At 34.0% G+C, this 25,594-nt stretch carries 19 protein-coding genes and 2 pseudogenes; 11 read left to right on the forward strand and 10 right to left on the reverse strand.

The window, feature by feature from the left end; genetic code table 11:
• Window positions 1-97 precede the first annotated feature (97 nt).
• The 7 genes from AC1Q8M_RS23395 to AC1Q8M_RS23425 all read right to left on the reverse strand — a co-directional run bounded on the left by AC1Q8M_RS23395 (window position 98) and on the right by AC1Q8M_RS23425 (window position 8,281).
• Window positions 98-301, reverse strand: coding sequence for a YbdD/YjiX family protein (locus AC1Q8M_RS23395; protein WP_000914502.1), 204 nt, complete (start codon window positions 299-301; stop codon window positions 98-100).
• A complete protein-coding gene (cstA, locus tag AC1Q8M_RS23400; protein WP_492334198.1) occupies window positions 294-2,369 on the reverse strand; it encodes a carbon starvation protein CstA in 2,076 nt (691 codons plus the stop codon). Before cstA ends, AC1Q8M_RS23395 begins: the two co-directional genes overlap by 8 nt.
• Before the next feature lie 122 nt (window positions 2,370-2,491).
• Complete coding sequence (locus AC1Q8M_RS23405; RefSeq protein ID WP_000698259.1) at window positions 2,492-3,208, reverse strand: LytR/AlgR family response regulator transcription factor; 717 nt, start codon at window positions 3,206-3,208, stop codon at window positions 2,492-2,494.
• A gap of 218 nt (window positions 3,209-3,426) precedes the next feature.
• The gene (locus tag AC1Q8M_RS23410; protein WP_000521106.1) at window positions 3,427-4,626 is read right to left on the reverse strand and encodes an MFS transporter; all 1,200 of its coding nucleotides are present in this window, start codon (window positions 4,624-4,626) and stop codon (window positions 3,427-3,429) included.
• A 215-nt stretch (window positions 4,627-4,841) separates the two neighbouring features.
• Window positions 4,842-5,582 carry a WecB/TagA/CpsF family glycosyltransferase gene (locus AC1Q8M_RS23415; protein WP_000290751.1) on the reverse strand — a complete coding sequence of 247 codons (741 nt, stop codon included), beginning with the start codon at window positions 5,580-5,582 and terminating at the stop codon, window positions 4,842-4,844.
• Between the two features lie 21 nt (window positions 5,583-5,603).
• The gene (locus AC1Q8M_RS23420) at window positions 5,604-6,713 is read right to left on the reverse strand and encodes a glycosyltransferase family 4 protein (protein ID WP_053563282.1); all 1,110 of its coding nucleotides are present in this window, start codon (window positions 6,711-6,713) and stop codon (window positions 5,604-5,606) included.
• 95 nt (window positions 6,714-6,808) lie between these two features.
• Complete coding sequence (locus tag AC1Q8M_RS23425) at window positions 6,809-8,281, reverse strand: O-antigen ligase family protein (protein ID WP_000880753.1); 1,473 nt, start codon at window positions 8,279-8,281, stop codon at window positions 6,809-6,811.
• Window positions 8,282-8,745: 464 nt separating this feature from the next.
• On the opposite strand from AC1Q8M_RS23425, the gene AC1Q8M_RS23430 reads away from it, so the two are divergent.
• From AC1Q8M_RS23430 to AC1Q8M_RS23440, 3 genes and pseudogenes are all read left to right on the forward strand, one after another.
• Entirely contained in the window at window positions 8,746-9,378 is a 633-nt protein-coding gene (locus tag AC1Q8M_RS23430; protein ID WP_000924377.1) for a trimeric intracellular cation channel family protein, read from the forward strand.
• A 134-nt stretch (window positions 9,379-9,512) separates the two neighbouring features.
• A pseudogene (locus AC1Q8M_RS23435) lies at window positions 9,513-10,058 on the forward strand (protoglobin family protein); the annotation flags it as partial.
• Between the two features lie 54 nt (window positions 10,059-10,112).
• Window positions 10,113-10,814 (forward strand): methyl-accepting chemotaxis protein, encoded by a 702-nt coding sequence (locus AC1Q8M_RS23440; RefSeq protein WP_372430521.1) that lies wholly within the window; start codon window positions 10,113-10,115, stop codon window positions 10,812-10,814.
• Window positions 10,815-11,024: 210 nt separating this feature from the next.
• Here AC1Q8M_RS23440 and AC1Q8M_RS23445 read toward each other — a convergent pair whose 3' ends face one another.
• Window positions 11,025-12,338, reverse strand: a complete 1,314-nt coding sequence (locus AC1Q8M_RS23445) for an ArnT family glycosyltransferase (protein ID WP_001015628.1) — start codon at window positions 12,336-12,338, stop codon at window positions 11,025-11,027.
• A gap of 298 nt (window positions 12,339-12,636) precedes the next feature.
• Here AC1Q8M_RS23445 and AC1Q8M_RS23450 point away from each other — a divergent pair, with 298 nt between their 5' ends.
• On the forward strand, window positions 12,637-13,149 hold the full coding sequence (locus AC1Q8M_RS23450; protein ID WP_000412126.1) for an acyl-CoA thioesterase: 513 nt from the start codon (window positions 12,637-12,639) through the stop codon (window positions 13,147-13,149).
• A gap of 61 nt (window positions 13,150-13,210) precedes the next feature.
• Here AC1Q8M_RS23450 and AC1Q8M_RS23455 read toward each other — a convergent pair.
• Window positions 13,211-13,814 (reverse strand): annotated as a pseudogene (locus AC1Q8M_RS23455) (4-amino-4-deoxy-L-arabinose transferase); the annotation flags it as partial.
• Between the two features lie 200 nt (window positions 13,815-14,014).
• Here AC1Q8M_RS23455 and AC1Q8M_RS23460 point away from each other — a divergent pair.
• From AC1Q8M_RS23460 to AC1Q8M_RS23485, 6 genes are all read left to right on the forward strand, one after another.
• The gene (locus tag AC1Q8M_RS23460) at window positions 14,015-14,995 is read left to right on the forward strand and encodes a glycosyltransferase family 2 protein (RefSeq protein ID WP_000970511.1); all 981 of its coding nucleotides are present in this window, start codon (window positions 14,015-14,017) and stop codon (window positions 14,993-14,995) included.
• A 97-nt stretch (window positions 14,996-15,092) separates the two neighbouring features.
• Window positions 15,093-16,505 (forward strand): oligosaccharide flippase family protein, encoded by a 1,413-nt coding sequence (locus AC1Q8M_RS23465; protein WP_000856145.1) that lies wholly within the window; start codon window positions 15,093-15,095, stop codon window positions 16,503-16,505.
• Window positions 16,506-16,649: 144 nt separating this feature from the next.
• Window positions 16,650-18,203 carry an ABC-F family ATP-binding cassette domain-containing protein gene (locus tag AC1Q8M_RS23470; RefSeq protein ID WP_000055383.1) on the forward strand — a complete coding sequence of 518 codons (1,554 nt, stop codon included), beginning with the start codon at window positions 16,650-16,652 and terminating at the stop codon, window positions 18,201-18,203.
• A 220-nt stretch (window positions 18,204-18,423) separates the two neighbouring features.
• Entirely contained in the window at window positions 18,424-19,878 is a 1,455-nt protein-coding gene (locus tag AC1Q8M_RS23475; RefSeq protein WP_001122909.1) for a glycosyltransferase family 39 protein, read from the forward strand.
• 144 nt (window positions 19,879-20,022) lie between these two features.
• Complete coding sequence (locus AC1Q8M_RS23480) at window positions 20,023-20,406, forward strand: GtrA family protein (RefSeq protein ID WP_000413280.1); 384 nt, start codon at window positions 20,023-20,025, stop codon at window positions 20,404-20,406.
• A gap of 36 nt (window positions 20,407-20,442) precedes the next feature.
• Complete coding sequence (locus tag AC1Q8M_RS23485; RefSeq protein WP_001170716.1) at window positions 20,443-21,414, forward strand: glycosyltransferase family 2 protein; 972 nt, start codon at window positions 20,443-20,445, stop codon at window positions 21,412-21,414.
• 29 nt (window positions 21,415-21,443) lie between these two features.
• On the opposite strand, the gene AC1Q8M_RS23490 is transcribed toward AC1Q8M_RS23485, so the two are convergent.
• Window positions 21,444-22,313, reverse strand: a complete 870-nt coding sequence (locus AC1Q8M_RS23490) for a TetR/AcrR family transcriptional regulator (RefSeq protein WP_000659599.1) — start codon at window positions 22,311-22,313, stop codon at window positions 21,444-21,446.
• A 140-nt stretch (window positions 22,314-22,453) separates the two neighbouring features.
• On the opposite strand from AC1Q8M_RS23490, the gene AC1Q8M_RS23495 reads away from it, so the two are divergent.
• The gene (locus tag AC1Q8M_RS23495; RefSeq protein ID WP_492334199.1) at window positions 22,454-25,570 is read left to right on the forward strand and encodes an efflux RND transporter permease subunit; all 3,117 of its coding nucleotides are present in this window, start codon (window positions 22,454-22,456) and stop codon (window positions 25,568-25,570) included.
• Window positions 25,571-25,594: the final 24 nt, after the last annotated feature.

Consider the following 25,594-nt stretch of genomic DNA (forward strand, 5'->3'; position numbering starts at 1 on the left):
AAATCCCTATAATTCCCAAAGTTTTTTGTTTATTTTTTTTGCTGTTCCACGTGAAACAGCAAAAAAAATAAAAAGGGCGAAAACTCGCCCTTTTTCATTAACAACAGCGTGATATTTTTCCACCCTTTGCGTTAAATCTTGCTTCTTGTGCCTCAGCAAAAAACTGCTTTTGACATACAATCTCTTCTTCTGGATGATGCTTTTTCATATGCTCTACGTATATTTCATAACTTGGTACCCCAACGAGCAAACTAATAAAGCGCTTCCTTTCCCCCCATACTTGCCACAGCTTTTTAAGCATAGTTCCTCGACTCACTTTCATCTCTAGGAATATATGGTGCCTCTTTTAACGGCATTGGCTTATTTCTTAATACTTGTATCCAAATTCGAAGTGCTGAAATTAACACAGCGATTACAACTATCATAAAAATCCCACAAAGCGCTGCATCGATATAATCATTAAAAATAATTTGCTTCATTTGAGTAACATTTTTAGCCGGTGCTAACACTTTCCCTTCATCTAACGCTCCCTGAAACACCTTCGCGTGAGATAGAAATCCGATTTTAGGATTTTCATGAAATAGCTTTTGATAACCAGCTGTCATTGTTACAATAAGCAATCCCACAGTTGGAATAAGTGTTACCCAAACGTACGCCTTTTTCCCCATTTTGAACAAAATTGTCGTTCCAAGTAATAATGCAATACCTGCTAGCATTTGATTTGCAATACCGAAAAGTGGCCATAATGTATTAATTCCACCGAGCGGATCTATTACCCCTTGGTATAAGAAATATCCCCACCCTAATACACATAACGTTGTAGCTATTACATTAGCTAATGTAGAATCTGTTTTCGCAAACGGCTTATATACATGCCCTAAAATATCTTGAATCATAAATCGTCCTACACGAGTTCCTGCGTCAATCGTTGTTAAAATAAATAGGGCTTCAAAAAGAATGGCAAAATGATACCAGAATGCCATCATCGCCGTTCCACCTATTACTTGTGAGAAAATATATGCCATACCTATTGCTAACGTTGGTGCTCCACCTGTACGTGATAAAATTGTTTGCTCTCCAACATTTACAGCAAGTTCTTTTAATTCATTTGGTGTAATAGCAAATCCCCATGAAGAAATAACTTGAGCTGCCTGCGATACATCCGTACCAATAAGTGCCGCCGGACTATTAATCGCAAAATAAGTTCCTGGCGTTAATACACAAGCTGCAATCATTGCCATCGCTGCTACAAATGACTCCATTAACATTGCTCCGTAACCAATTGGCTGTGCATGTCCCTCTTGCTCAATCATTTTTGGAGTTGTACCAGATGAAACGAGAGCATGGAATCCAGAGACCGCACCACAGGCAATCGTAATAAATAAGAACGGGAATAAATTGCCGGAGAAAACAGGACCAGTTCCATCAATAAATTGCGAAACTGCTGGCATTTGTAAATTGGGTGCTACAATTAAAATACCTATCGCCAATCCAACGATTGTTCCAACTTTTAAAAATGTACTTAAATAATCACGTGGTGCTAATAGCATCCAAACTGGTAATGCAGATGCAATAAATCCATATACAATAAGCATAATAGCAATTGTTTCACCACTAAATTTGAACATACTTGCAAGTGTTGGGTTTTCTGCTACATACTGTCCTCCAACAAGAGATAAAATAAGTAGGATAATACCAATTACTGACCCTTCTCCAACACGACCAGGCCTAATATAGCGCATATAAACTCCCATTAAAATAGCGATAGGAATCGTTGCTGCTATCGTAAACATTCCCCAAGGACTTCCGATCAGTGCCTTTACTACGACTAACGCTAATACTGCTAATAAAATAATCATAATTCCTAAAATACCTATCATTGCAATTAGTCCTGTAACAGGTCCAATCTCATCCTTAATCATTTCTCCTAACGATTTACCATTACGTCTCATCGAAGCAAATAAAATGACAAAATCTTGAACAGCCCCCGCAACAACTACCCCAACAATAATCCAAATGGTCCCTGGTAAATATCCCATTTGTGCTGCTAAAATCGGTCCTACTAAAGGTCCCGCCCCAGCAATTGCTGCAAAGTGATGTCCAAATAATACCCACTTATTTGTCGGAACATAGTCTTTCCCATCGTTTAATGTATGGGCTGGTGTTTGCCGATTATCATCTAAATTAAAAACCTTTCTCGCTATAAATCTACTATAAAAACGATAAGCAACTGCATATACACATACGGCAGCTACTAAGAGCCATACAGCATTAATGGTTTCACCTTGTGATAAAGCTATTACCCCAAAAGCACCTGCTCCTACTGCTGTAATAACGCCCCAAAGTAAGATCGATTTCAATGTCTTCACATACAATTCCCCCAATACTATTTCTTAGTGGAGATTGTACTAAATTTTCTGAATATTTAACTTGAATCCTCCTTATCATGAAGGATTTTCAGTTTATCATGTTAAAATACTCTCATTACCTACTATAATTCAATGTTATTTCGAAGGCGTTTTACATAATTACGACTGACTGGAATCGGTTGCTCATCATACCTATCTAAATACAAATTATACGTGCCATTATAATAAGGTTTCAGTTCTTTTACATATGACATATTAATTAAATAGCTTTTATGCACACGTAAAAAATCATATGCATTTAGCTTATTTTCTAATTCCTGAAGTGTATATGTTGAAATATACTGATTATTCGTTGTGTAAATTGAAACAGTTTTATTTTCTTTATTTTTACTTACATATACAATATCTTCTGGAAGCATATATCGTATACCTTCTTGACTTTCTATCGGTAGTTTCCGCAAATAACTCTTTGCTTTCTCACCTTGTTCTTTACCTATTTTATATAAAAGAAATTGTAAATCTTCTTCACGAAATGGTCGTAATAAATAATAAAATGCTTGGAAACGAAAAGCTGTAATAGATTCCTCTATGTTTTCACCTACAAAAATAAATTTTGTATAGCAATTTATTTCTCGTAATAAACTTGCATATTCAAAACCAGTACCATCTAGTAATTTGGAACTTAAAAAAACAAAGTCTGGTATATGTTTTTTCATCATAAATAAAGATTCTGTTCCTGTCTTTGCTTCAAAACATTCTACATTTCTCATATTTTCAGTGAAATTTTCAGCTAACTCTCTTCTCTCTTCTGCCTCTTCCATGATCAGTAAAATTTTCATTTCTTCAACCACCTAATTCTTTGTCCATATGTCCTGCTGTATACATTCGCTTTTATAAGAAATAATCCCTTTTTCTTACTATACCATTATTTATCTAAAAAAACAGAAAAAAGGAAACCCCTTCGGTTTCCTCTCCCCCTTTATCCTACATTAACTGCCTAGAAAGAGCCAAGTAGTGTAGGGTAATAAACGATCAGGCATACATTTAAAATTTCACTTTATACTAATTCTCGTTGCTTCGTTTCTTGTCCAAGTATTACTACAGCAAATACACCAATTAAAATTGATCCGCAGAAAATCGTAAATATTAATGATAGTGAAGCTTCTGAGGCAACTAAATACCCCACTAATAGTGGTCCAAGAATACCACCAATACGCCCAAACGCTGCTGCCATTCCTGCACCTGTACCACGAATAACGGTTGGATACTGCTCAGGTGTATAGGCGTATAATGCTCCCCAAGCACCTAAGTTAAAGAAGGATAGTAACATACCTGCCACGATTAATACTGTTAATGAATCCGCAACCCCAAACAAATAGGCACTGCAAGCTGTCCCGATTAAATACGTAACCAAAACAAATTTACGACCGAGACGTTCAATAAACCAAGCAGCGGTGAAATACCCTGGAAGTTGAGCTAACGTCATAATAAGTACGTATTGGAAACTTTTTATTAAACTAAACCCTTTTAGCACCATTACACTCGGTAACCAAAGGAACATTCCATAATAGGAAAAGACAACACAAAACCATAGAATCCATAGCATAATTGTTGCTTTACGATATTCCCCAGACCAAACTGATTTTATATTTTCAATAACAGATGGTCTTTTTTCAACTTTTTGGAACCTTGGGGAATCCGGTAAATTCCATCTTAAATATAAAGCATATAGTGCTGGAACTGCACTCAATACCATCGCAACTTCCCAACCATATTTCGGAATAACAAAATACGAGATAAGAGCTGCAATTAACCATCCACCTGCCCAAAAACTTTCTAATAACACAACAATTTTCCCACGCTCATGTGCTTCAACACTCTCTGATACTAGTGTAGAGGCAACCGGAAGCTCTCCGCCAAGCCCCATACCAATTACAAAGCGTAAAACGAGAAACATCGCGAGTGTCGTCGTTAACGCAGTTAAACCACTACCGATAGAAAATAATAATAATGTAATAATAAAGACTGATTTTCGCCCTATTTTATCTGATAGTATCCCAAAAATAAGCGCTCCTACTGCCATACCGATTGAGTTAATACTACCTATCCAGCCCATTTCCTGGCTCGTTAATCCCCAATCCTTTTGCAAGGCTACCATTACAAATGAAAGCATTCCAACATCCATTGCATCAAATAGCCATCCAAGCCCAGCTATACCAAGTAGTTTGCGCTTCGAAATTTCTTTTACCTTGCCCACTAGAAGTCCTCCTCACACAGGTGTCTTTACACATCATTTTACATGTGTGAATTGTATAAGTAAAATACTTTTGTGTAAAAAATTTCTCCTTCATCATTCCCAAAAAGTAAAACGTCTATCCCGATTGGTGAGGGCTAATAATCAGTAGGGATGCCTCACTCATTAAAGTTTCAATTTATTAAAAATGAACAAATAAAAAAAGCAGCGATATTTCGCTACTTTTTCGAACGCATTACTTCTTTTAAAAATTCCGCTAATACTAACTGACGACGCCAGCGTGTTGGATTACTGCATAATCTATAAAACCACTCTAAATGAATCGCTTGAATCCATTTTGGTGCACGTTTTACTTCTCCAGCCCATACGTCTAAACTTCCACCCACTCCAACAGCCATTTTCGTTTCTAAACGATGCTTATTGTTTTGGATAAAGTTCTCTTGTCTCGGGAAACCGAGTGCAACAAGTAATAAATCTGGTTTTGCTTCTTGAATGCGAGAAATAATATTCTCTTCGTCTTCTTGTTTAAAATAACCATCTTGTGTACCGGCGATGGATACAGCTGAATATGTCTTTGTTAAATGATCTGCTGCAGCTTGTACAACATGCGGCTTTGCACCTAATAAGAAAACAGATACTGGTTTACTATCTTCTGATAACTTCGCAAGTAAATTACACATTAAATCAAAACCTGCTACACGCTCTTTTAAAGGTGTACCAAGCATACCACTTGCCTTTACAACCCCAATACCATCAGGTGTAATTAAATCTGTATTCAATAATGTTTGATAGAACTTTTCATCCTTTTTTGCGCACATAACAATTTCAGGATTTGCTGTTACTACCTGAAACGTATGAGTTCGTTCCGCCTCTAGTTGTTCTTTTAAATATTGGACCGTTTCATCCATTGTCATTGTAGAAAAAGGAACGCCTAGAATATCAACTGTTTGTACTGCCATAGTTAACTATCCTCTCTATCATTACAAGTTTTTCGCTATTAATTGCTTATATGTTTCTTTTGTATCTTCATATAGTTTTTGAAGTGAGAAGTTCATAGTAGCATGCTCATAAATATGTTTACCCATTGCTGCTAATTCTCCCGTTTTCCACTTATCATACGCTTCTTCTAAAGCTAATGCTAATGCCTTTCCATCACCTGTTGGCACAATCCATCCGTAAGTTTCATCTACGATTAATGGCTCAATTTCTCCAGCCCTAGTCACAATTGATGGTACACGTTGGTTTGCCGCTTCTAATAAAACTAGTGGGAACCCTTCACTATGGGAAGTTAATAAATTTACATGTGACGACGCAAATAATTGTTTTACATCTTGACGATGTCCTAAAAACTCTACTTTATCGTTAATCCCTTTTTCAGTAGCTAATGACTTTAGATTTTCTTCTAATGGGCCATCGCCAACTAATAATACTTTAATTTTCTCTAATTTTGTTTGTTGTAACGCATCGAATAAAACTTCATGTCCTTTGACGGGATGTAATCGTGCTACTTGGATTGCCGTAAATACATCTTCATCAATATTGAACATTTCTTTTTTATTATAGCCTTCTGCTTTTTCCTGATCGTATTCAATTCCATTATAAATAACATGCATCTTGTCATTTGAAATGCCTAATGCTGCCAAGCTTTTTTTCAATCTATTTGTTACAACGAAAAATAAGTCTATATTTTTTAAGGCTTTCAAATTTAATTTCGTAAAAATCCAACCTTTTAAGCCCTGTTTAGTAAAGTCTTGAAATGGATCACTATGAATAGTCGTTACCCATTTTGCCTTTATTCTCTTTTTCATTAAAGAAACATAGAAATTAGCCCTAGGACCATGTGTATGAACTACATCAAATTTTTCTTTATTAATAAATTCACTTATATTCTTTAAAATGGATAAATCATAGCGCGATTTTTGTGAAAACACATGGACTTTTATCCCTAACTCCCTTGCTTCCTTCGCAACAATTCCATCTTCAAATACTGCTAATTCTACTTCACCAGTTGGAAACTGATCGAGAAGTGAAATAATATGTGTTTTCCCTCCCCCATCTTCTGCTCCTGCATTCATATGCAATATTCTCATATTTTTTCCTCCTTTAAATCCTCGCTACGTTTCCATCTATTTTTATTTTACTGTACTAAAAAATAAAAGCTAACAAAAGTTAGCTTTTATTTTTATCATTCAATTTCTAGGTCTACTATTAGATAAGCTAACACCACTACAAAGTAAATTCCAACTCCTGGTGCTGTTAAAATATGTCCTGCAATATAAGCAATACCTAACGCTAACAATAAGCTTGCTGAAATCATTCCATATTTTATATTAAATATGTCCTTAAATCTCGTAGCAAATGCTAGTAGAATTCTTAGCCCGTAATAAATAAATGGAATCATTAGTAATACAAAGCCAATAATCCCGAAATCGTAAAACCAATCATGGAAGTCCATTTCAATTAGTTTTGGATCTGGCTGCTTTTGTTCATTGTATTTAAAGTTACCTGCATAACCCATTCCTAATAACTTTTGTGACATTGGCGCTTCTTTAAAGAACTGCTTATGTCTTTCTTCATATACTTGACGTCCACTGAAAATAAGGTTTTCTTGATTTTCTTTCTTTTGCTCTTTCTCAAGTTCTTTCTTAACTTCCTCTTCTATCTTCGCCTTTTCTTCTGGCTTTTCAACTTTATGATGATTTTCTTCTTTTGCTTTAAGTTCTTGTTCTTTTTTCAACTTATCTTTAATTTCTTGTTCTTTTTGGCCTTGCTGAGCCACATTTTGCTCTGATAAATAATTATTATGAATGCCCATATTTTGTGCTAATGGTGTTTGTTTAAACGTCCCAACTACACCAGCTAATAGGACAATAGCAATTACTGCGTTAAGTGCAAGAGATTTTTTGTTCGGATTTTTTCTATTAAATAATAATTGTAGTACAATGATCCCGATTGCTGCTGCCAACGTAGCACCAATTGAGCCCATTCCTACTTTTGTACCAACTTGAATTAATGAGTAAATCATTAAAAGTGATGGAATCCAATATAAAATATGTTTCCAGCTCTTTGTTTTTTGAATAGAATATAGTACCACAATAGGGAAAATAATAGCTAAGATTGAACCTAGTTCATTCCCTGCATAGAACCAACCTCGAGAACCAACCTTCATCCATTCATAACTACCAAAGTCAGTAGATGTTGAAATAGAAATAACCATAATTGCGTTAATGATTAATGTAGAATATACAATACTATTTCGAACCTTATCACTAATATTAACTTTCGTTTTCAATGATTTTAAAGCTAAAATGTATGATCCCAGCATAATATATATATATAATGCTTTCGCAACGAATTTAACTTCTTCACTAAGTACAATAGGATCCTTAACTAGTTTGTTATTAATAAATCCTATCCCTAAAACGCCGGCTAATAATATAAGATAAATTAAAAACTTTCTATTTTCCTTCTCTTTTGCCTGAATTAAAATGTAAATACCACCAACAGCCATAATAAGGAATCTTACTAAAATTCCAACGGTAGCATTTGACTTTAATAAAGTGATGCTAAGAGACGTTAATAAATCTAAAACAGGCTGTAAAATAATAAAAAAGAGCAAAAAATGCTCAAATCTAACCCTAGCTTGATTTGCTAACATTCCAAGACCTCCATACAAAATCTTAACATTATCTTTTAATCATAATTTATTATCGTTAAAACACACCTAGCAATTATAACATAACTCATATTTAAATTGAGAACTTATTTTTATGCCGAAACTAACCAAATTCAGCTTAAGTAGTGCTAGAAAACATTATCCTTTAGCTATTCTTCCCTATCTCTATAAAAACTATCTAACACTCTTCCACTTATTATCAGCATTATAGTAACATTTTTTAATTTATTTATAAGTATATAAAATTTAATAATTACATACAAACACCCACTCGGCTATCCTACAACTAAAGATTAACCTTGCTTCGTTTTCTCCTAAGCATTTTCAAACGCTTTCTTTATGTATTTTATCCGTTTTTATACATGTAACGAAAAGTAATTGTTATTTCCAATACTTTAGTGTATATTTTTTCTCTGGAACATCTTTAAGAGAAAGGGATTAAGGCCATGTTATTAATCGATATATTTACGTTTCTTGGCATTATCGCCGCTGCCATTTCTGGTACATTAGTTGGTTTAAAAAAAGATTTAGATTTATTTGGTGTCCTTTGTTTAGCTGTAGCTACTGCGCTCGGCGGCGGTATTATTCGTGATATCATGATTGGTAACCTGCCCCCTGTCGCATTTGTAAAACCCATTTACTTTTTCGTAAGTGTATTATCAGCATTATTTACTTGTATGTTTTTTGAGCGTATCAATAAACTTCAAGTCGTTATTATGCTTTCTGATGCTGTTGGATTAGGCGTTTTTACAGCTATTGGTGCAAATGCGGCAATGTCACATCATGTTGACGCCTCATTTCTAGTTGTTTCAATGGGAGTTATTACAGGTATTGGAGGCGGTATTTTGCGTGACATTTGTGCTCAAGATATCCCTTACGTATTCCGAAAAGAGATTTACGCAATCGCTTCTATCTTAGGAGCAATTAGCTTCCTAATCACATACGCTATGGGGGCGCACGTATTAGCTTTCTATGTTTGTTTATTAGTAACATTCGTTATTCGTGTCGTCACTGTAATATATAATGTGCATTTCCCTGTTTTCTTTAAAACACATGCTAAAATTAATAAAGGCCATTAAGAGAATTCTATCTAGAATTCTCTTAATTTATATACTATTCAACGAACTAATATAGAGTAATTATATATAAGCATATATAATTACTCTATATTAGTTTTAAAATTGAAAACGTTTTATATACAGGGGGAAGAATGATGCTTGGGGTTTTCAGAAAAAATATTAATAAAACAAATGCCAGTATAATCGAATTAAGTAAGGACCAACAAATAACTTTTAATGTACCTACTAATTCTGAATTGAAAATTCAAATGGATATGCTACATATTTCAAAAGAAGATTTACAAGTTGTAAAAGTACTACAGCCTTTTATTTATGCAGAAATTGATTGGATTACTGAAAAATTCTATGCCAACATTACAAAACAACCTAATTTAATTACTATTATTGAACGTTACAGCTCTATTCCAAAACTAAAACAAACTTTAAAAACACATATTAAAGAATTATTCAGCGGCAATATGCATGAAGATTTCATTGAACAGCGTGTTAGAATTGCCAAAAGACATGTGCAAATTGGTTTACATCGAAAATGGTATACTGCTGCTTATCAAGAATTATTCCGCTCTATCATGAAGATTTTGCAAACAAAAATAACAACAATCGATGATTTTTCCTATTCTATAAATGTCATAAATAAATTATTCACTCTTGAACAAGAACTTGTTCTTGCAGCTTATGAATCTGAATATGAAAGAATGCAAAAAGAGCATGAGAAAGAAAAAGAACTAACTGCTATGACAATTACGCATATCGCAACAGAACTAGCTGCTGTATCTGAAAAGACAAGCTCTTCTATTCAAAAACTAACCGCTAAGTCTGAAACTATTGTAGAGATTGCTAAAACAGGTACATCATTAGCTACAACATCTGAAGAAAAAGCGAATAAAGGGAAAGAACAATTAAACCAGCAAAACAAACGAATGGGATCTATTCAAATGAATATGGAAACGATTATTACAGATACTCATGAACTTCTTGATATTTCTAACAAAATTAACGAAATCATAGATATCGTTAAATCAATCGCGGAGCAAACAAATTTACTCGCACTAAATGCTGCTATCGAGTCTGCACGTGCTGGAGAATTTGGGAAGGGGTTTTCTGTTGTTGCTGGTGAAATCCGAAAATTATCAGAGCAAACGAAAGAATCTATCTTTAACGTTACAAAGCTCGTCGAAAAAACAAATGAACAAATTATCCGTGTCTCGTCTTCCGTGAAACAAATTAGCTCTCTCGTATCAGAAGGAACCGATAGTATGTCGGCAACAGATCGATACTTCCAAGAAATTGTAAAAGATATGTCTAACTCAAAAGAACAGAATAAGAAAATTGAACATGAGTTACAAGCTATTTCACAAGTAATGAAAGGAATTCAAGATGATTCCTCACAAATGGCTCTAACAGCCGATAATTTACAACTAGAACTAAATCGATAAGATAAAGTGAAACTTTAATCAGCCCTCAACAATCGGGCTTTTACAGGCAGTCCGCCCCCACCTAACTTCTTTGCTTTCGCTGATTTTGAGGTGGGGTCTGACTGTCCGGAAAATAGCGGAATAAAATTCAGGTCCGGCATACTTTCCATTTTGCACTGACTACTAAATTTCATCTTCCATCAAAAAAAAAGAATCCAGAATGGATTCTTTTTATTTTCTGAAAAATATTTTTTGACAATACACATAACTCATATAAACACCAAAGCTCTGCAAAATAAACAATGCCGGCATAATTACATTGTAATATGCCATATCTACTTGGAAAAGCCTTAACAATACGTAGCCACTAATTAAAAATAAGAACAACATATACCCTTCATTTTGTTGTTTCTTAATAAGGAAGTGCAATAGAGCTATAGTCATAAACAATGTTACGGCTATATATATCAGTTTTTCACATTTGAAAAGAATAGAATTTATCCCCTCATCTGAAAACTGATTTATCATCGGTTCTAAAAGTTTAAATCTTTCTCCCTCAATCTCTTTTAACTTTTGATCAATATGCTCTGTTACACTTTGATTTTTCGATATTTTTTCCTCATGTTTCTTTTTTCCAATTAAGACAGATTGAACATACGTCTCATTCGAAATCGTATATTGTGACAATCCCATTGCCTTAATTCCATAATTCACACCAAAATGAGTACTATAAAATAGAATAAGTATCCCTACCATCTTTAGTAACACTTTTTGTTTCGTTGCTGATTGAGACACTTCAATTAATAATACATATACAGTGATAAAAATAGGAAGAAATAATCCTATCGGGAAAATCATATTACTAAATGCAAATAAAACCGCTGAAAACACCCACATATAAGGATGATCTAACCCTTTATATAAAAGTATGTAACAAGCAAAATAAAATAAAAATATTGCAAGTGACTCAGGAGTTAATACGGAACTCAGCAATATATTTGGAATATACAGAGCATAAAATATAGAAGCAATACGACCGCATTCTTCTCCAAAAACCATTGCCGCAATACGATAAATAAAAAATGCGGTTCCTGCGCAAAATAACACATTAAATAGTTGTAAAGCGAATAATGTATCACCGAATATACGAATGATTACTGACTCATATATAATAAAAGGCAAATGAGTTACAGTCCCTATATTATTACCAATTGCAATCTGCTTTGCAGACTCATACATCACTTTCATATCACCAATTATTGGAGCATCTACAAATAACAGCATACTAAGCCTCACAACTATAGATATACTTATAAGAAAAATAAGAAATTGTTTATCTGTAAAACGATATTGTAGAATTGATGCCACTAACAAAATAAGTATGACGAAAATTGCCAATATGATTGTTACACTTGTTGTACTTCCTCCAAAGAATTGCTTACTTGTCTCAAATGCTACCCAACAACTATAAGCGAAAAATGCGAGCATCGCACCGATCGTAATTTTATTGAAGAAAGATGAAAAATTTGTTTGTATATGATTCATATGTCCATTGCACCTCTATTTCCATTCATAACAAAATGATTCTATCATGAATGGGTGCACGGCTGATAGGGAATTTCTATGACGAATACATAGTCATTACTTTTTACTTGCAATGTAAGCGAATCCTCTTTTACACTACATTTTAGATCAAATAAATTTTCTTTCAGTTACATGAATACAAATACAGAAGTTTAAATAATCCTCTTTTGGAATACACTTTACTTCATTAAATATCTAATATGAGTACTCCACTTACACATATTATTCTGATTGAAAACAGACTATAGGGGCTGAATATATGGAAAAGAAATTCATGCGAGAATCTAAAGCAATTAAGACAACACGTGTTTTTCCTAACGATTTAAATAATCACCAAACACTTTTTGGAGGGAAATTATTAGCAGAAATTGATAGTATTGCTTCAATTGCGGCTGCAAGACATAGTCGTAAACATTGCGTAACAGCATCTATTGATTCAGTTGATTTTTTAACTCCAATTCACCAAGCTGATTCTGTTTGTTATGAAGCATTTGTGTGTTATACAGGGAAATCTTCAATGGAAGTTTTCGTAAAAGTAATCGCAGAAAATTTATTAGCAGGCGAGCGTAGAATTGCTGCTACTTGCTTCATTACATTTGTGGCTATAAAAGATGGAAAACCTTCGTCCGTACCACAAGTACTACCTGAAACTCAGGAAGAACATTGGTTACACACAACCGGTTTAGAACGCGCGGAAAACCGAAAAAAGGGACGTTTAAAAAGTAAAGAGATGGCTGAAGTTTTAACTTTAAGTAAGCCTTGGAATATTTAACATAATCTTCTCATCATACATGCACAGGTCCTTCCTTGCATGTATTTTTTATTATAAAAAATACTATCGCTTGCTTCATCATAATGCGGAATGGATAGCGCTTCATTAAAAGATATATAAATAATAGTATTGGATATAAAGCAACTTGTAGGCGTAAGTACAATGCTAAAAAGTAGAAAATGTTTCGTTTTATGAGTATCAGCTAATTTTAAGCTCCAATATAATAATCCCAATGAAAAGAATAGAAACTGTCCTTCTGTTAAAGTTAAATTTTCCACAACAATCTCTGGAGGATACACCGCTAATAAGAAAGCACCTATTAATCCTGCAGCGGGATTCAATAAATAAGTACCAATCTTATAAGTTAGTAAAATAATAAGTACTCCTAATAGGATAATAATTAATTTAGCTACAAAAAGGCCTTTATTACCATTTCCAAAAAAGTAAAATACAGTAACTAAAAACACTGGAAAACCTGGCATAATATGAATAGGTGGTTTATCAAGCTCATGATATATTAACATTCCTGTTTCCAATAAAATAGTTTCCATTTTTTGATAACCTATATCATCGCTAGCTAGAGTCAAATCTGCACCATGTGTTTGTAAAGTTGCAAAACGAAGAGCAAATCGCCTTAACATTTCATATCCCCCCTTAAAATACATAATTTTCAAATTTTATTTATATATTTTCACAAGAAAATATATTCTATTATTGTACTTTGTATACAAAGTACAATAATAGAAAGTTGATTTACAAAGTTTATATGCGTTAAACTGATACAGATGTTCTTGTAATCCTCTTCCTTTCAAAAGGCTTGTATATATGGTGCAAGACATAAAAAATTTGAGGAGATAAAAATTCTATGATGGAACAAAAACAACTTGTTTCTGTTGTCATACCTCTGTATAACACAGAAAAATATATTGAAGACACAATGCAGTCAATACTGGATCAAACATATAAAAACATTGAAATTGTAATTGTAGATGATGGAAGTAAAGATCAATCACCTTCTATCGTAAAAAATCTTGCAGAAAAATATCCGGGGCAAGTAAAATACGTTCACCAAAAAAACCAAGGCGTTTCAGTAGCTCGTAATACAGGGATTGAAAATGCTAGCGGGGAATACGTCGCTTTCCTTGATAGTGATGACTTATGGCATCCAACTAAAATTGAGAAACAAATCGAGAGTATGCATAAAAACAACATGGATGCGTGCTATTGTGGTTATATGAATTTTTACGAAGAAACAGGCGAAAAGATTGAGCATACAACAAACTTTATTAAAGGTGATATGGCAAAAGCATTCTTAACACACCAAGTTGTTGCTCAAACAAGTACTTGGATTTTCAAACGCTCTATCGCAATGAATCATAATATCCGTTTTACACCAGGATGTAGCTGGGGAGAAGACTTGGAGTTTTTATTTAAACTAATGAGTGTGACAAATGTATGCTATGTGGATGAATATTTAACATATTATAGAATCTTATCCGAAGGAAATCTTTCTTCTAAATATAAAGATTACGAATTAAAAACAACTAAAGAACTGGAAGTATTCAATCGTATGAAAGACTGGGTACATAATAAATCTCAAGACTTCATTACGAAAGACCCTCAGTCACTTATTGAGATTCTTGAGACTTATTTATTCCCTTATACGGTTATCAATAATGCTTGTATATACATTAAAGAAAACTCTCAATTAAATAATGCCCAAGTTCAATTAATCAAAAAAGATATAAAGAAATATTGCCGTAAAATCTATTCAAAAAATGGAAAGCGTAGTAAAAAACTATATGCAATGCTTTGGTTTGTACGAATTAAATTTCTGTTTTCTTAAACTGAAAATATAGTACTCATCTCTGTTTCCGTAAACAAATCAAATTTACAAATAGGACAAACGAAAAAGGTCCTAAAGAATAGAAAGGTTTTTTCTCATGAAAACAAATAAGATTCTTAAAAATGCCTCCTACCTATTTGTAGGAAATATTACTGTTCGATTTGTACTTGCTATCGCGACGATTCTCTTCGCAAGATACGTTTCTCCTGGTGAGTATGGGATGTTTACAACTGCATTAGCAGTTTCCGCTGTTATTTGTTATTTCACAGATGCAGGTTTGACACATACGTTTATGCGTGAAGGAACGAGAAAGGATGCAAATATTAGCGTACTAATCAGTAGTTATTTACGCATTCGTTTCGTATTAGCTGTCGTAATTTCTGTACTCTTCGCTATTTTTGCTCAGTTCTTCTATACAGATGCCTACTTACGCGCCATGGTATATTGGGTTGTACTACCAACAATGTTTGGAGCAACTTTACAAGGTGTCGGGATGGCTTACTTCCAAGTAACAGAACGTATGCAATTTACAGCCATTATTTCTGTAATACAAGGTGTAACAGCCGCAGCTGCTCTTCTACTAGGAATGTCATTTAAATGGTCACTTATGATGGTCGCTGCCATGTACGGAATATCCAGTCTTGTAACAGGTGTCATCGCCTTTATAATGGTAATTCGCCATACGACAGTTCATAAGGGCTGGGACAAAGGGATTTTAGATCAACTGCTGATTTTCACAATCAATGGCATTATCATTATGCTCTTGCCACAGTTAGGGCCTATTATATTAGAAAAAGTCTCAACGTACGAGCAAGTTGGATTCTTTGGAGCTGCTTCTAAAATACCCGCTGTACTTTATCAAATACCCGGTGTAATTGCAGCAGCCTTTTATCCAAAGTTATTTGCTTTTGGAAATGAAAAAAATATTGATGAACATAGAAAACTATCTCTGTTTGAATTAAAGCTTATGTCTTTCTTAGGAATGGGGATTTCTATCCCATTCATCGCTAATCCAAGATTTTGGATTGTTACTTTATTAGGTGAAGAGTATGCCCCAGCTGGTGACGCTCTTGCAATTTTAGCCTTTATGGTCATTTTACAATCTATCAACTACCCACTTGCTGATAATTTAACGACAATTGGTCAACAGTGGAAGCGTGCGACAACGATGGGGATTGGATTAGCTGTTGCTGTCATAAGTTACATCGTATTAGGTAGCCAATTTGGAATGATGGGAGCAGCTGTAGCTGCTATCCTTACCGAGATTACATTATTAATCGGCTTTACTTTATTCGCTCGTAAAGGCTTTACATTACTATTCAAAGGAACAATATTCAATGCACTAGCATTTATAATCAGTTACGCTCTATATCGTACTGTGTTAATTAACTTACCACCACTAGTAGCTTTAACACTTACTGGTATATTGTACGGCATTATCGGTCTTGCAATTGACCCACAAATACGCAGGTTACTTTTAGGGTTTGCGAATAAAAAGCTAGGCAGATAAACAACAACGAAGCAAGTTTCTCTTCCAAATTATGAGGAGAAACTTGCTTTGTTTACTTATATACATTTTTTGAAATGATAGCATTATATCGAAGAATTTAGTATCATGATTCAAGACACTATTTAGAATTGAACGGAGGACATTATGAGCTTATTAACTGTTGAAAAATTAGGCCATACATTTGGTGATCGTACATTATTTAAAGATGTATCCATGCGCTTACTCGCAGGAGAACATGTTGGATTAGTTGGAGCAAACGGTGTTGGTAAATCAACATTTATGAATATAATTACTGGTGAACTTATCCATGATGAAGGGCGTGTCGAATGGACACCTGGCACAAATTATGGTTACTTAGACCAACATACAATTTTAACACCTGGCCGTACAATTCGTGACGTATTAGCAGATGCATTTTTACCTTTATTTAAAAAAGAAAAAGCTTTAAATGAAGTTACAGAAAAAATGGGAACTGCTACACCTGAAGAATTAGAAGAACTCCTTGAGCAAATGGCGGAAATACAAGATGCTCTTGAAGCAGGCGGTTTCTATTTATTAGATATGAAAATTGAGGAAGCAGCGCGCGGTCTTGGAATTGACGCAATTGGTTTAGATCGTGATGTTGCTGCATTAAGTGGTGGACAACGTACAAAAGTATTACTTGCAAAGTTACTACTTGAGCAACCAGAAGTATTACTATTAGATGAGCCTACCAACTATTTAGACGTTGAACATATTCATTGGTTAACAAATTATTTAAAAGAATATCCACACGCATTCCTATTAATTTCCCATGATACGGAATTTATGAATAAATGTGTCGATGTTATTTTCCATCTAGAATTCACAAAGATGACGCGTTATACAGCGACATATGAAAAATTCCTAGAGCTAGCGGAAATTAATAAAAACCAACATATTAATGCTTATGAAAAACAAAAAGAATTTATAAAAAAACAAGAAGATTTTATTGCGAAGAATAAAGCGCGCTACTCAACGACAGGTCGTGCAAAAAGTCGTCAAAAACAACTCGATCGTATGGAACGTATCGATCGTCCTGAGACGGCGATTAAACCTGAATTCTCGTTTAAAGAAAGTCGCGCAAGTAGCCGATTCGTCTTTGAAGGAGAAAATGTAGAAATTGGATATACACACCCGTTATTACCAAAACTAACAATGACAATTGAACGCGGTGAAAAAATTGCAATCGTCGGATGTAATGGCGTAGGTAAGTCTACACTATTAAAAACGATTTTAGGTAAAATCAAACCATTAAGCGGAAAAACAAGCCTTGGTGATTTCTTAAACCCATCATACTTCGAACAAGAAGTGAAAGCTGATAATATAACACCGATTGATGATGTTTGGAACACGTTCCCTAGCCTAGACCAACATCAAATACGTGCAATGTTGGCAAAGTGCGGTTTAAAAAACGAACATATTTCTCGTCCTCTAAGCCAATTAAGTGGTGGCGAACAAGCGAAAGTCCGTTTATGTAAGCTAATGGGGGAAGAGAGCAACTGGTTACTATTTGACGAGCCAACAAATCACCTTGATGTTACAGCAAAAGAAGAATTGAAGAAAGCGATGAGAGCTTACAAAGGAACAATTCTTTTAGTGTGTCATGAACCAGACTTTTATGAAGATTGGATAACAAAAGTTTGGAATGTTGAAGAATGGTCGCAACACAATTCATAACTTTCCACTACATTTTTCTTACATATTAATTTCTATGTAAGAAAAATGTATTTTTATATTCCGTCCTAATAAAAATATAAAATACATCTCCTATATAGCCCCGGGCGTATTTTGATAAGTAAACTAATCATGGTATTCTTTTAGGTGATACTCTACATACCAAGAGTAGAATATTCTCAACTACTAAAATATAATTGATTTGAAGGAGTGTATAAATTTAATGCCGATTACAGCATTTAATAGAATCAATTCTTTTTTGACTAAATCTTTATTAATACTATGTCTCATTATCTTGTCATGGATTACGTGGGAATCATATCTCACAATTAGCGATAAACTAGACGTTCCAAATTCAGTAAGTCTTCCTATTATGATTGGAATTGGGCTCGTTTTTCTTATAGTAGCGTGCTTAATAAATAAATATATGTCATCGCTAACATTCGTGATTTCACTTACTTTATTAGCTTTTATCGTTCGCTTAATTTGGATTCTACAAATACCAAGCGTACCTTTATCAGATTTTGCAATAATGTATAATAGCGCTATTCAAGCTGCCCACGGTGATTTTAGTTTTACAAATACTATATATTTCACTTCGTGGGTGTATCAACTTGGATTTACGATGTATGAAGCGCTCATTATAAAGATTTTTGGAGAAGGAATATTCGCTTTACAATTTTTAAATGTCCTATTTTGTACGGGAACTACAATATTTGTTTATAAAATCACTGCGAAAACATTTAATGAATGGTCCGGACGTATCGCTGGATTGATGTATGCATTATATATTCCAAGTATTATGCTAAGTTCTGTGTTAACAAATCAACATCTAGCTACTTTCTTCTTTTACTTTGGATTTTATTTATTAGTAACTAAAGGATTGCAAAGTGAATATATGTGGATTTTTATTGGTATCTTATTATCTTTAGGGGACATTATGCGACCACTTGGTATGTTAATTTTAATTGCTGTTGCTATTTACATCTTCCTACATGGAATGCTGGGGAAACCTAAAAAAATCATTTTCAATTCTTTTAAGAAATTATGTGGGATTTTTATTGTTTTCTACTTAGTTCACTACATGATAAGCTTTGCATTTATCTCTTCTGGAATTACACAATATCCATTATCGAATCGCGATCCTCTTTGGAAATTTGTAGTCGGTCTTAACCATGAAACAAAGGGTGGGTATTCCCATGAAGACGCAGGCCATATTATGTCTCTAGAGATTGGCGAAGAACGCACTTTAGAAGAAAAGAAAATTATTAAAGAACGATTAGCTGACAAGGACAAGGTTATATCATTATTTGAAGAGAAGTTTGCACTTATGTGGGGTGATACCGATTCTTCACCATCATGGAGCTTATATACACCTAACTTTGAAATTCTGGATGGGATGCAAGATTTAAAAGAGAATGCTATTCTATATGAGCGCTATATGTATACAGCTGCGATGTTCTTCGGAATAATAGCGATTCTTTACCTTATAGTAACAAAACAAGACAATCTTCATTACACATTATTCTTACTACTAATTGTTGGATATGTATTAATTCATCTATTAATTGAATACCAAACTAGATACAGGTATTTCATAATACCAAGTTTCAGCATAATACAAAGTTATGGGATATACGTATGTTTTCAATACGTTCGAAAATTCAAAAGAAATTAAGTGCAAAGTACCTCCTTTTCAACCTTGGAGATACTTTCTTATAAATAAATAATATGAAGTTCAAAAATATGTTATACTATCTACTGGTATCTTTTTTCCTATACCACCTAAATTTATATATTTTATAAAAATGAGGATAATATTATGGAGAAACTCTTAAAGTTTGGTTTAGTAGGAATCTTTAATACGCTCATTACAATTATTAGCTTTTGGATATTATTAAAATTTGGGATGAACTACCTTATTGCGAATACCATTGCCTATTTAATTGGTGTTGCCAATAGCTACTATTGGAATAAAAATTGGGTGTTTAAACCTAATAATAAAAGCACGTCAATGTTCTTTAAATTTCTAACTGTAAATTTAATTGTATTGGCTTTTAATACATTATGTTTATTTATATTAGTAGATAAACTTGCCTTTAATGCGCTAATTGCACAGATTTTCGCAATTGGTGTCGGAATGGTTATCAATTTTGTCCTTAATAAAATTTGGACATTCAACCAAACTGAAAAGGCTACTAATTAAACTTAAACAACTTATTAAAACTACGGAGGATACAACATGCAAAAATTAATTTCGGTTGTAGTTCCTATGTACTTCGAGGAAGAAGTAGCGCAGGAATGTTATAACCGTTTAAAGTCCGTTATGCTTCAAAATGATATTAATTACGAGTTTGTCTTTGTAAACGACGGTAGCACAGACCGTACAATGGAAATCTTATCTGAGATTGCATCAAATGATTACCGTACAAAAATCGTTAATTTCGCGCGTAACTTTGGACATCAAGTAGCCGTTACAGCTGGTATTGCTGCTGCAAAAGGTGATGCTATTGTAATTATAGATGCAGACTTACAAGATCCACCTGAAGTTATTCCTGAACTTATTGCAAAATGGGAAGAAGGATATGAAGTTGTTTATGCAAAACGTAAACAACGTAAAGGTGAAACTTGGTTTAAACTTTTAACAGCTAAGTATTTCTATAAATTCTTAAATTACATGTCCGATATCGATATCCCAAAAGATACTGGTGATTTCCGAATCATCGATCGTAAAGTAGCTGATGTTTTCAATCAAATGACTGAGCGCAATCGTTTCATTCGTGGGATGATGTCTTGGGTTGGCTTCCGCCAAACGTATGTTGAATATGAACGTGACGAGCGCTTTGCTGGTGAAACAAAATACCCATTGAAGAAAATGATTAAATTTGCATCTGATGGCATTATTGCGTTTTCAACAAAACCGTTACGTATAGTTATGACTTTAGGCTTATTATCAGTTCTCATTTCAATAATTGTCTTAGTATATACAATTACTGTGAAAATTATTGGCTCTGGTACGCAAACAGGTTGGGCATCTATTATGGTCGCTATTACATTCTTTAGCGGTATTCAGTTACTTGGCCTTGGAATCGTCGGTCAATATATTGCTCGTATTTATGACGAAAGTAAAAACCGTCCAATTTATATCGTAAAAGAAACAATTAACCTTGAAAAAGAAGAGACTGTACAGAAAAAAGAAATAGTGAATATATAATAAAAAGGTAACAATGAAAGCCATCATTGTTACCTTTTTATATTGTAATACTCCATAATCCGCAAGCGAAATTCCTTTAAATTTGGATATACCTCTAAGTTAGATAACATCCCTTGAATGACTGGAATTCTAGGGTTTGACCTCATTTCTGACTCTAAAACATCTAATGTAACAAGCAATTCATCATCTTCTAATTGATCAGCTAATGTTCGCTTAAACACAATGATTTCTTTTAAAAAACGTTCTTTAACTTGCTCCTTAATAAGGTCTGATTTACAAACAAACTCCCCAAGCCCTTCTTCGTGTAGAACAGGTTCTTCCAAAGATTCTATGAGCCCATCTACTAAATGATCTATCCTTTTTAAAATAAATATCGATACATAGGACAAATCAATTTCTAGTGCTTGTAAAATAATTAATTCTAAATACCCACGGCATATACCTTCTACCATAATTACTAAATCCAATAAATATGGCATAACCTTTTCACCATAAATGGACAATAAACTATTCCGATAAAATGCATGAGACTCTAACTTCATCCGCATCATAAATTCTTCCACTTCTTTATTAAACGGAATGGCATTTTCTCTTGCATGCATAATAATAAACTCTTTATGTTTTTGCACATCAGTAAACTGAAAGTATAATTGCTTTTCAAATTTTTCACGTGGTAGTAAAGACTCTTTTTCAATATCCAGCATTTTCTTTTGGATTTTTTCATAATAATATCGAAGCGTCGCTAATAAAAGCTCATCTTTCGATTTAAAGTACAAATAAAAAGCTCCCTTTGAAATACCACAAGTGGTGACGATTTCTTGTACCGACGTTGCATTTACACCCTTAGTCGCAAATAACTTCATAGCCGCTTCTATAATTAAACGCTCTTTTTCTTTCATATCTTCTCTCCTAAATTTAATCTCGCATCTTATTATAAATGTATTATACCATCTCTTTTTATTGACGATTGACCAACTGGTCAGTTATATTATGTATTAGACTGACCAGTTGGTCAATACAATAAAAAGGGAGCGCAAACATGAACAAAATCATCAATTTCTCGTTAAAAAATAAGTTCGCAGTTTGGCTACTAACCATTATTGTTACTATTGCAGGGATCTACTCTGGACTCAATATGAAGCTGGAAACAATTCCTGATATTACAACACCGATTGTAACAGTAACTACGGTCTATCCTGGTGCTACACCAGAAGAAGTAGCTGATAAAGTTTCAAAGCCGATGGAAGAACAACTACAAAATTTAAGCGGTGTTAACGTTGTAAGCTCATCATCTTTTCAAAACGCATCTTCTATTCAAGTAGAATACGATTTTGATAAAAATATGGAAAAAGCAGAAACAGAAATTAAAGAAGCTCTCACAAATGTAAAACTCCCAGAAGGTGTTAAAGATCCTAAAGTTTCACGAGTAAACTTCAATGCTTTCCCAGTTATTTCGTTAAGCGTAGCAAGCAAGAATGAATCTTTAGCTACCTTAACTGAAAATGTAGAAAAAAATGTTGTACCAGGATTAAAAGGACTTGATGGTGTTGCATCTGTCCAAATTGCTGGCCAACAAGTAGATGAAGTACAGCTTGTCTTCAAGAAAGATAAAATGAAAGAACTAGGACTAAGTGAAGATACTGTAAAAAATGTGATTAAGGGATCGGATGTATCTTTACCACTTGGCTTATACACATTTAAAGACACGGAAAAATCAGTTGTTGTAGATGGCAATATTACAACGATTAAAGCATTAAAAGAACTTAAAATCCCAGCTATACCTTCCTCACCTAACGGTCAAGGTAGTCAAAATGCTGGCGCTGGTGCACAAACGCCGCAAATGAATCCAACTGCTATGAACGGGATTCCAACAGTTACATTAGACGAAATTGCTGACATTAAAGAAGTTGGGAAAGCAGAATCCATTTCTCGAACAAATGGAAAAGAAGCAATTGGAATTCAAATTGTGAAGGCCTCTGATGCAAATACAGTTGATGTTGTAAATGCAGTAAAAGATAAAGTAAAAGATCTTGAGAAAAAATATAAAGATTTAGAGATCATTTCAACATTCGACCAAGGTGCACCTATTGAAAAATCAGTTGAAACAATGCTAAGCAAAGCAATTTTCGGTGCTATCTTTGCGATTGTTATTATTATGCTGTTCCTACGAAATATTCGAACAACGTTAATCTCTGTCGTTTCAATACCACTTTCTTTATTAATTGCTGTTTTAGTCATAAAGCAAATGGATATTACGCTTAACATTATGACACTTGGAGCAATGACCGTTGCTATAGGCCGCGTTGTCGATGACTCAATTGTTGTTATTGAAAATATTTACCGACGTATGTCGTTATCAGAAGAGAAATTGCGCGGAAAAGATTTAATTCGTGAAGCTACGAAAGAAATGTTTATCCCAATTATGTCTTCTACCATTGTAACAATTGCTGTATTTTTACCACTTGGACTAGTAAAAGGTATGATTGGTGAAATGTTCTTACCATTTGCCTTAACTATCGTCTTCGCTTTATTAGCATCATTACTAGTAGCTGTTACAATCGTACCGATGCTAGCTCACTCTTTATTTAAAAAAGAGAGTATGAGGGAAAAAGAAGTACATCATGAAGAAAAGCCAAGTAAATTAGCAAATGGTTATAAACGCATACTTGCATGGGCTTTAAATCACAAAATTATTACATCAAGTATCGCTGTCCTTCTATTGGTTGGTAGTCTTGCACTTGTACCAGTTATCGGTGTAAGTTTCTTACCTTCTGAAGAAGAAAAAATGATTATTGCAACATATAATCCTGAACCAGGTCAAACGTTAGAAGACGTTGAAAAAATTGCAACAAAAGCTGAGAAGAACTTCCAAGATAATAAAGACGCCAAAACAATTCAGTTCTCATTAGGTGGAGAGAATCCAATGAGTCCTGGTCAATCAAACCAAGCAATGTTCTTCGTGCAATATGATAACGACACGAAAAACTTCGAAAAAGAGAAAGAACAAGTCGTTAAAGATTTACAGAAGATGTCTGGCAAAGGCGAATGGAAAAACCAAGACTTCGGAGCAAGTGGCGGTAGTAATGAAATTAAACTATACGTTTACGGAGATAGCTCAGAAGACATTAAGCCTGTCGTAAAAGATATTCAAAATATCATGAAGAAAAATAAAGACTTAAAAGATATAGATTCTAGTATTGCAAAAACATATGCAGAGTACACTTTAGTCGCAGATCAAGAAAAGCTAAGTAAAATGGGCTTAACGGCTGCTCAAATTGGAATGGGACTTTCTAATCAACATGATCGCCCTGTTCTGACAACAATTAAAAAAGACGGTAAAGATATCAATGTATATGTAGAAGCTGAAAAACAAAATTATGAAACAATCGATGACTTAACAAATCGCAAAATTACAACACCACTTGGTAATGAAGTAGCTGTGAAAGATGTTATGACTGTAAAAGAAGGTGAAACATCGAATACAGTAACACACCGAGATGGACGCGTTTATGCAGAGGTTAGTGCAAAACTAACATCTGATGACGTTTCAAAAGCATCTGCTGCAGTCCAAAAAGAAGTAGATAAAATGGATCTTCCTTCCGGTGTAGATGTTTCTATGGGCGGTGTTACTAAAGATATTGAAGAATCATTCAAACAACTGGGCTTAGCGATGTTAGCTGCGATTGCCATTGTATACTTCGTTCTTGTCGTTACATTTGGCGGTGCTCTTGCACCATTCGCAATTTTATTCTCGCTACCATTCACAATTATTGGGGCTCTTGTTGCCTTATTAATCTCTGGTGAAACATTAAGTGTATCTGCAATGATTGGTGCGCTTATGTTAATCGGTATCGTTGTAACAAACGCAATCGTGCTTATCGACCGCGTTATTCATAAAGAAAATGAAGGTCTATCAACACGTGAAGCTTTATTAGAAGCTGGTGCAACACGCCTTCGTCCAATTTTAATGACTGCAATTGCAACAATCGGTGCTCTTATCCCGCTTGCATTAGGATTTGAAGGTAGTGGCTTAATTTCTAAAGGACTTGGTGTAACAGTAATTGGTGGATTAACAAGTTCAACGTTATTAACACTTCTTATTGTTCCAATCGTTTATGAAGTATTAAGCAAGTTCAAAAAGAAAAAAGCAAAATAACAAAAAAATAACCTCGCTAACTGC

The organism is Bacillus sp. GW823-FHT06A10 (assembly GCF_058795375.1).

Bases quoted from the DNA above. Each gene is read 5' to 3' on its own strand.
- AC1Q8M_RS23475 (WP_001122909.1), top strand. From the start codon at position 18,424: ATGCCGATTACAGCATTTAATAGAATCAATTCTTTTTTGACTAAATCT.
- AC1Q8M_RS23495 (WP_492334199.1), top strand. From the start codon at position 22,454: ATGAACAAAATCATCAATTTCTCGTTAAAAAATAAGTTCGCAGTTTGG.
- AC1Q8M_RS23465 (WP_000856145.1), top strand. From the start codon at position 15,093: ATGAAAACAAATAAGATTCTTAAAAATGCCTCCTACCTATTTGTAGGA.
- AC1Q8M_RS23405 (WP_000698259.1), bottom strand. From the start codon at position 3,208: ATGAAAATTTTACTGATCATGGAAGAGGCAGAAGAGAGAAGAGAGTTA.
- AC1Q8M_RS23485 (WP_001170716.1), top strand. From the start codon at position 20,443: ATGCAAAAATTAATTTCGGTTGTAGTTCCTATGTACTTCGAGGAAGAA.
- AC1Q8M_RS23450 (WP_000412126.1), top strand. From the start codon at position 12,637: ATGGAAAAGAAATTCATGCGAGAATCTAAAGCAATTAAGACAACACGT.
- AC1Q8M_RS23445 (WP_001015628.1), bottom strand. From the start codon at position 12,338: ATGAATCATATACAAACAAATTTTTCATCTTTCTTCAATAAAATTACG.
- AC1Q8M_RS23440 (WP_372430521.1), top strand. From the start codon at position 10,113: ATGACAATTACGCATATCGCAACAGAACTAGCTGCTGTATCTGAAAAG.
- AC1Q8M_RS23395 (WP_000914502.1), bottom strand. From the start codon at position 301: ATGCTTAAAAAGCTGTGGCAAGTATGGGGGGAAAGGAAGCGCTTTATT.
- AC1Q8M_RS23415 (WP_000290751.1), bottom strand. From the start codon at position 5,582: ATGGCAGTACAAACAGTTGATATTCTAGGCGTTCCTTTTTCTACAATG.
- AC1Q8M_RS23420 (WP_053563282.1), bottom strand. From the start codon at position 6,713: ATGAGAATATTGCATATGAATGCAGGAGCAGAAGATGGGGGAGGGAAA.
- AC1Q8M_RS23430 (WP_000924377.1), top strand. From the start codon at position 8,746: ATGTTATTAATCGATATATTTACGTTTCTTGGCATTATCGCCGCTGCC.
- AC1Q8M_RS23470 (WP_000055383.1), top strand. From the start codon at position 16,650: ATGAGCTTATTAACTGTTGAAAAATTAGGCCATACATTTGGTGATCGT.
- AC1Q8M_RS23425 (WP_000880753.1), bottom strand. From the start codon at position 8,281: ATGTTAGCAAATCAAGCTAGGGTTAGATTTGAGCATTTTTTGCTCTTT.
- AC1Q8M_RS23460 (WP_000970511.1), top strand. From the start codon at position 14,015: ATGATGGAACAAAAACAACTTGTTTCTGTTGTCATACCTCTGTATAAC.
- AC1Q8M_RS23480 (WP_000413280.1), top strand. From the start codon at position 20,023: ATGGAGAAACTCTTAAAGTTTGGTTTAGTAGGAATCTTTAATACGCTC.
- AC1Q8M_RS23490 (WP_000659599.1), bottom strand. From the start codon at position 22,313: ATGAAAGAAAAAGAGCGTTTAATTATAGAAGCGGCTATGAAGTTATTT.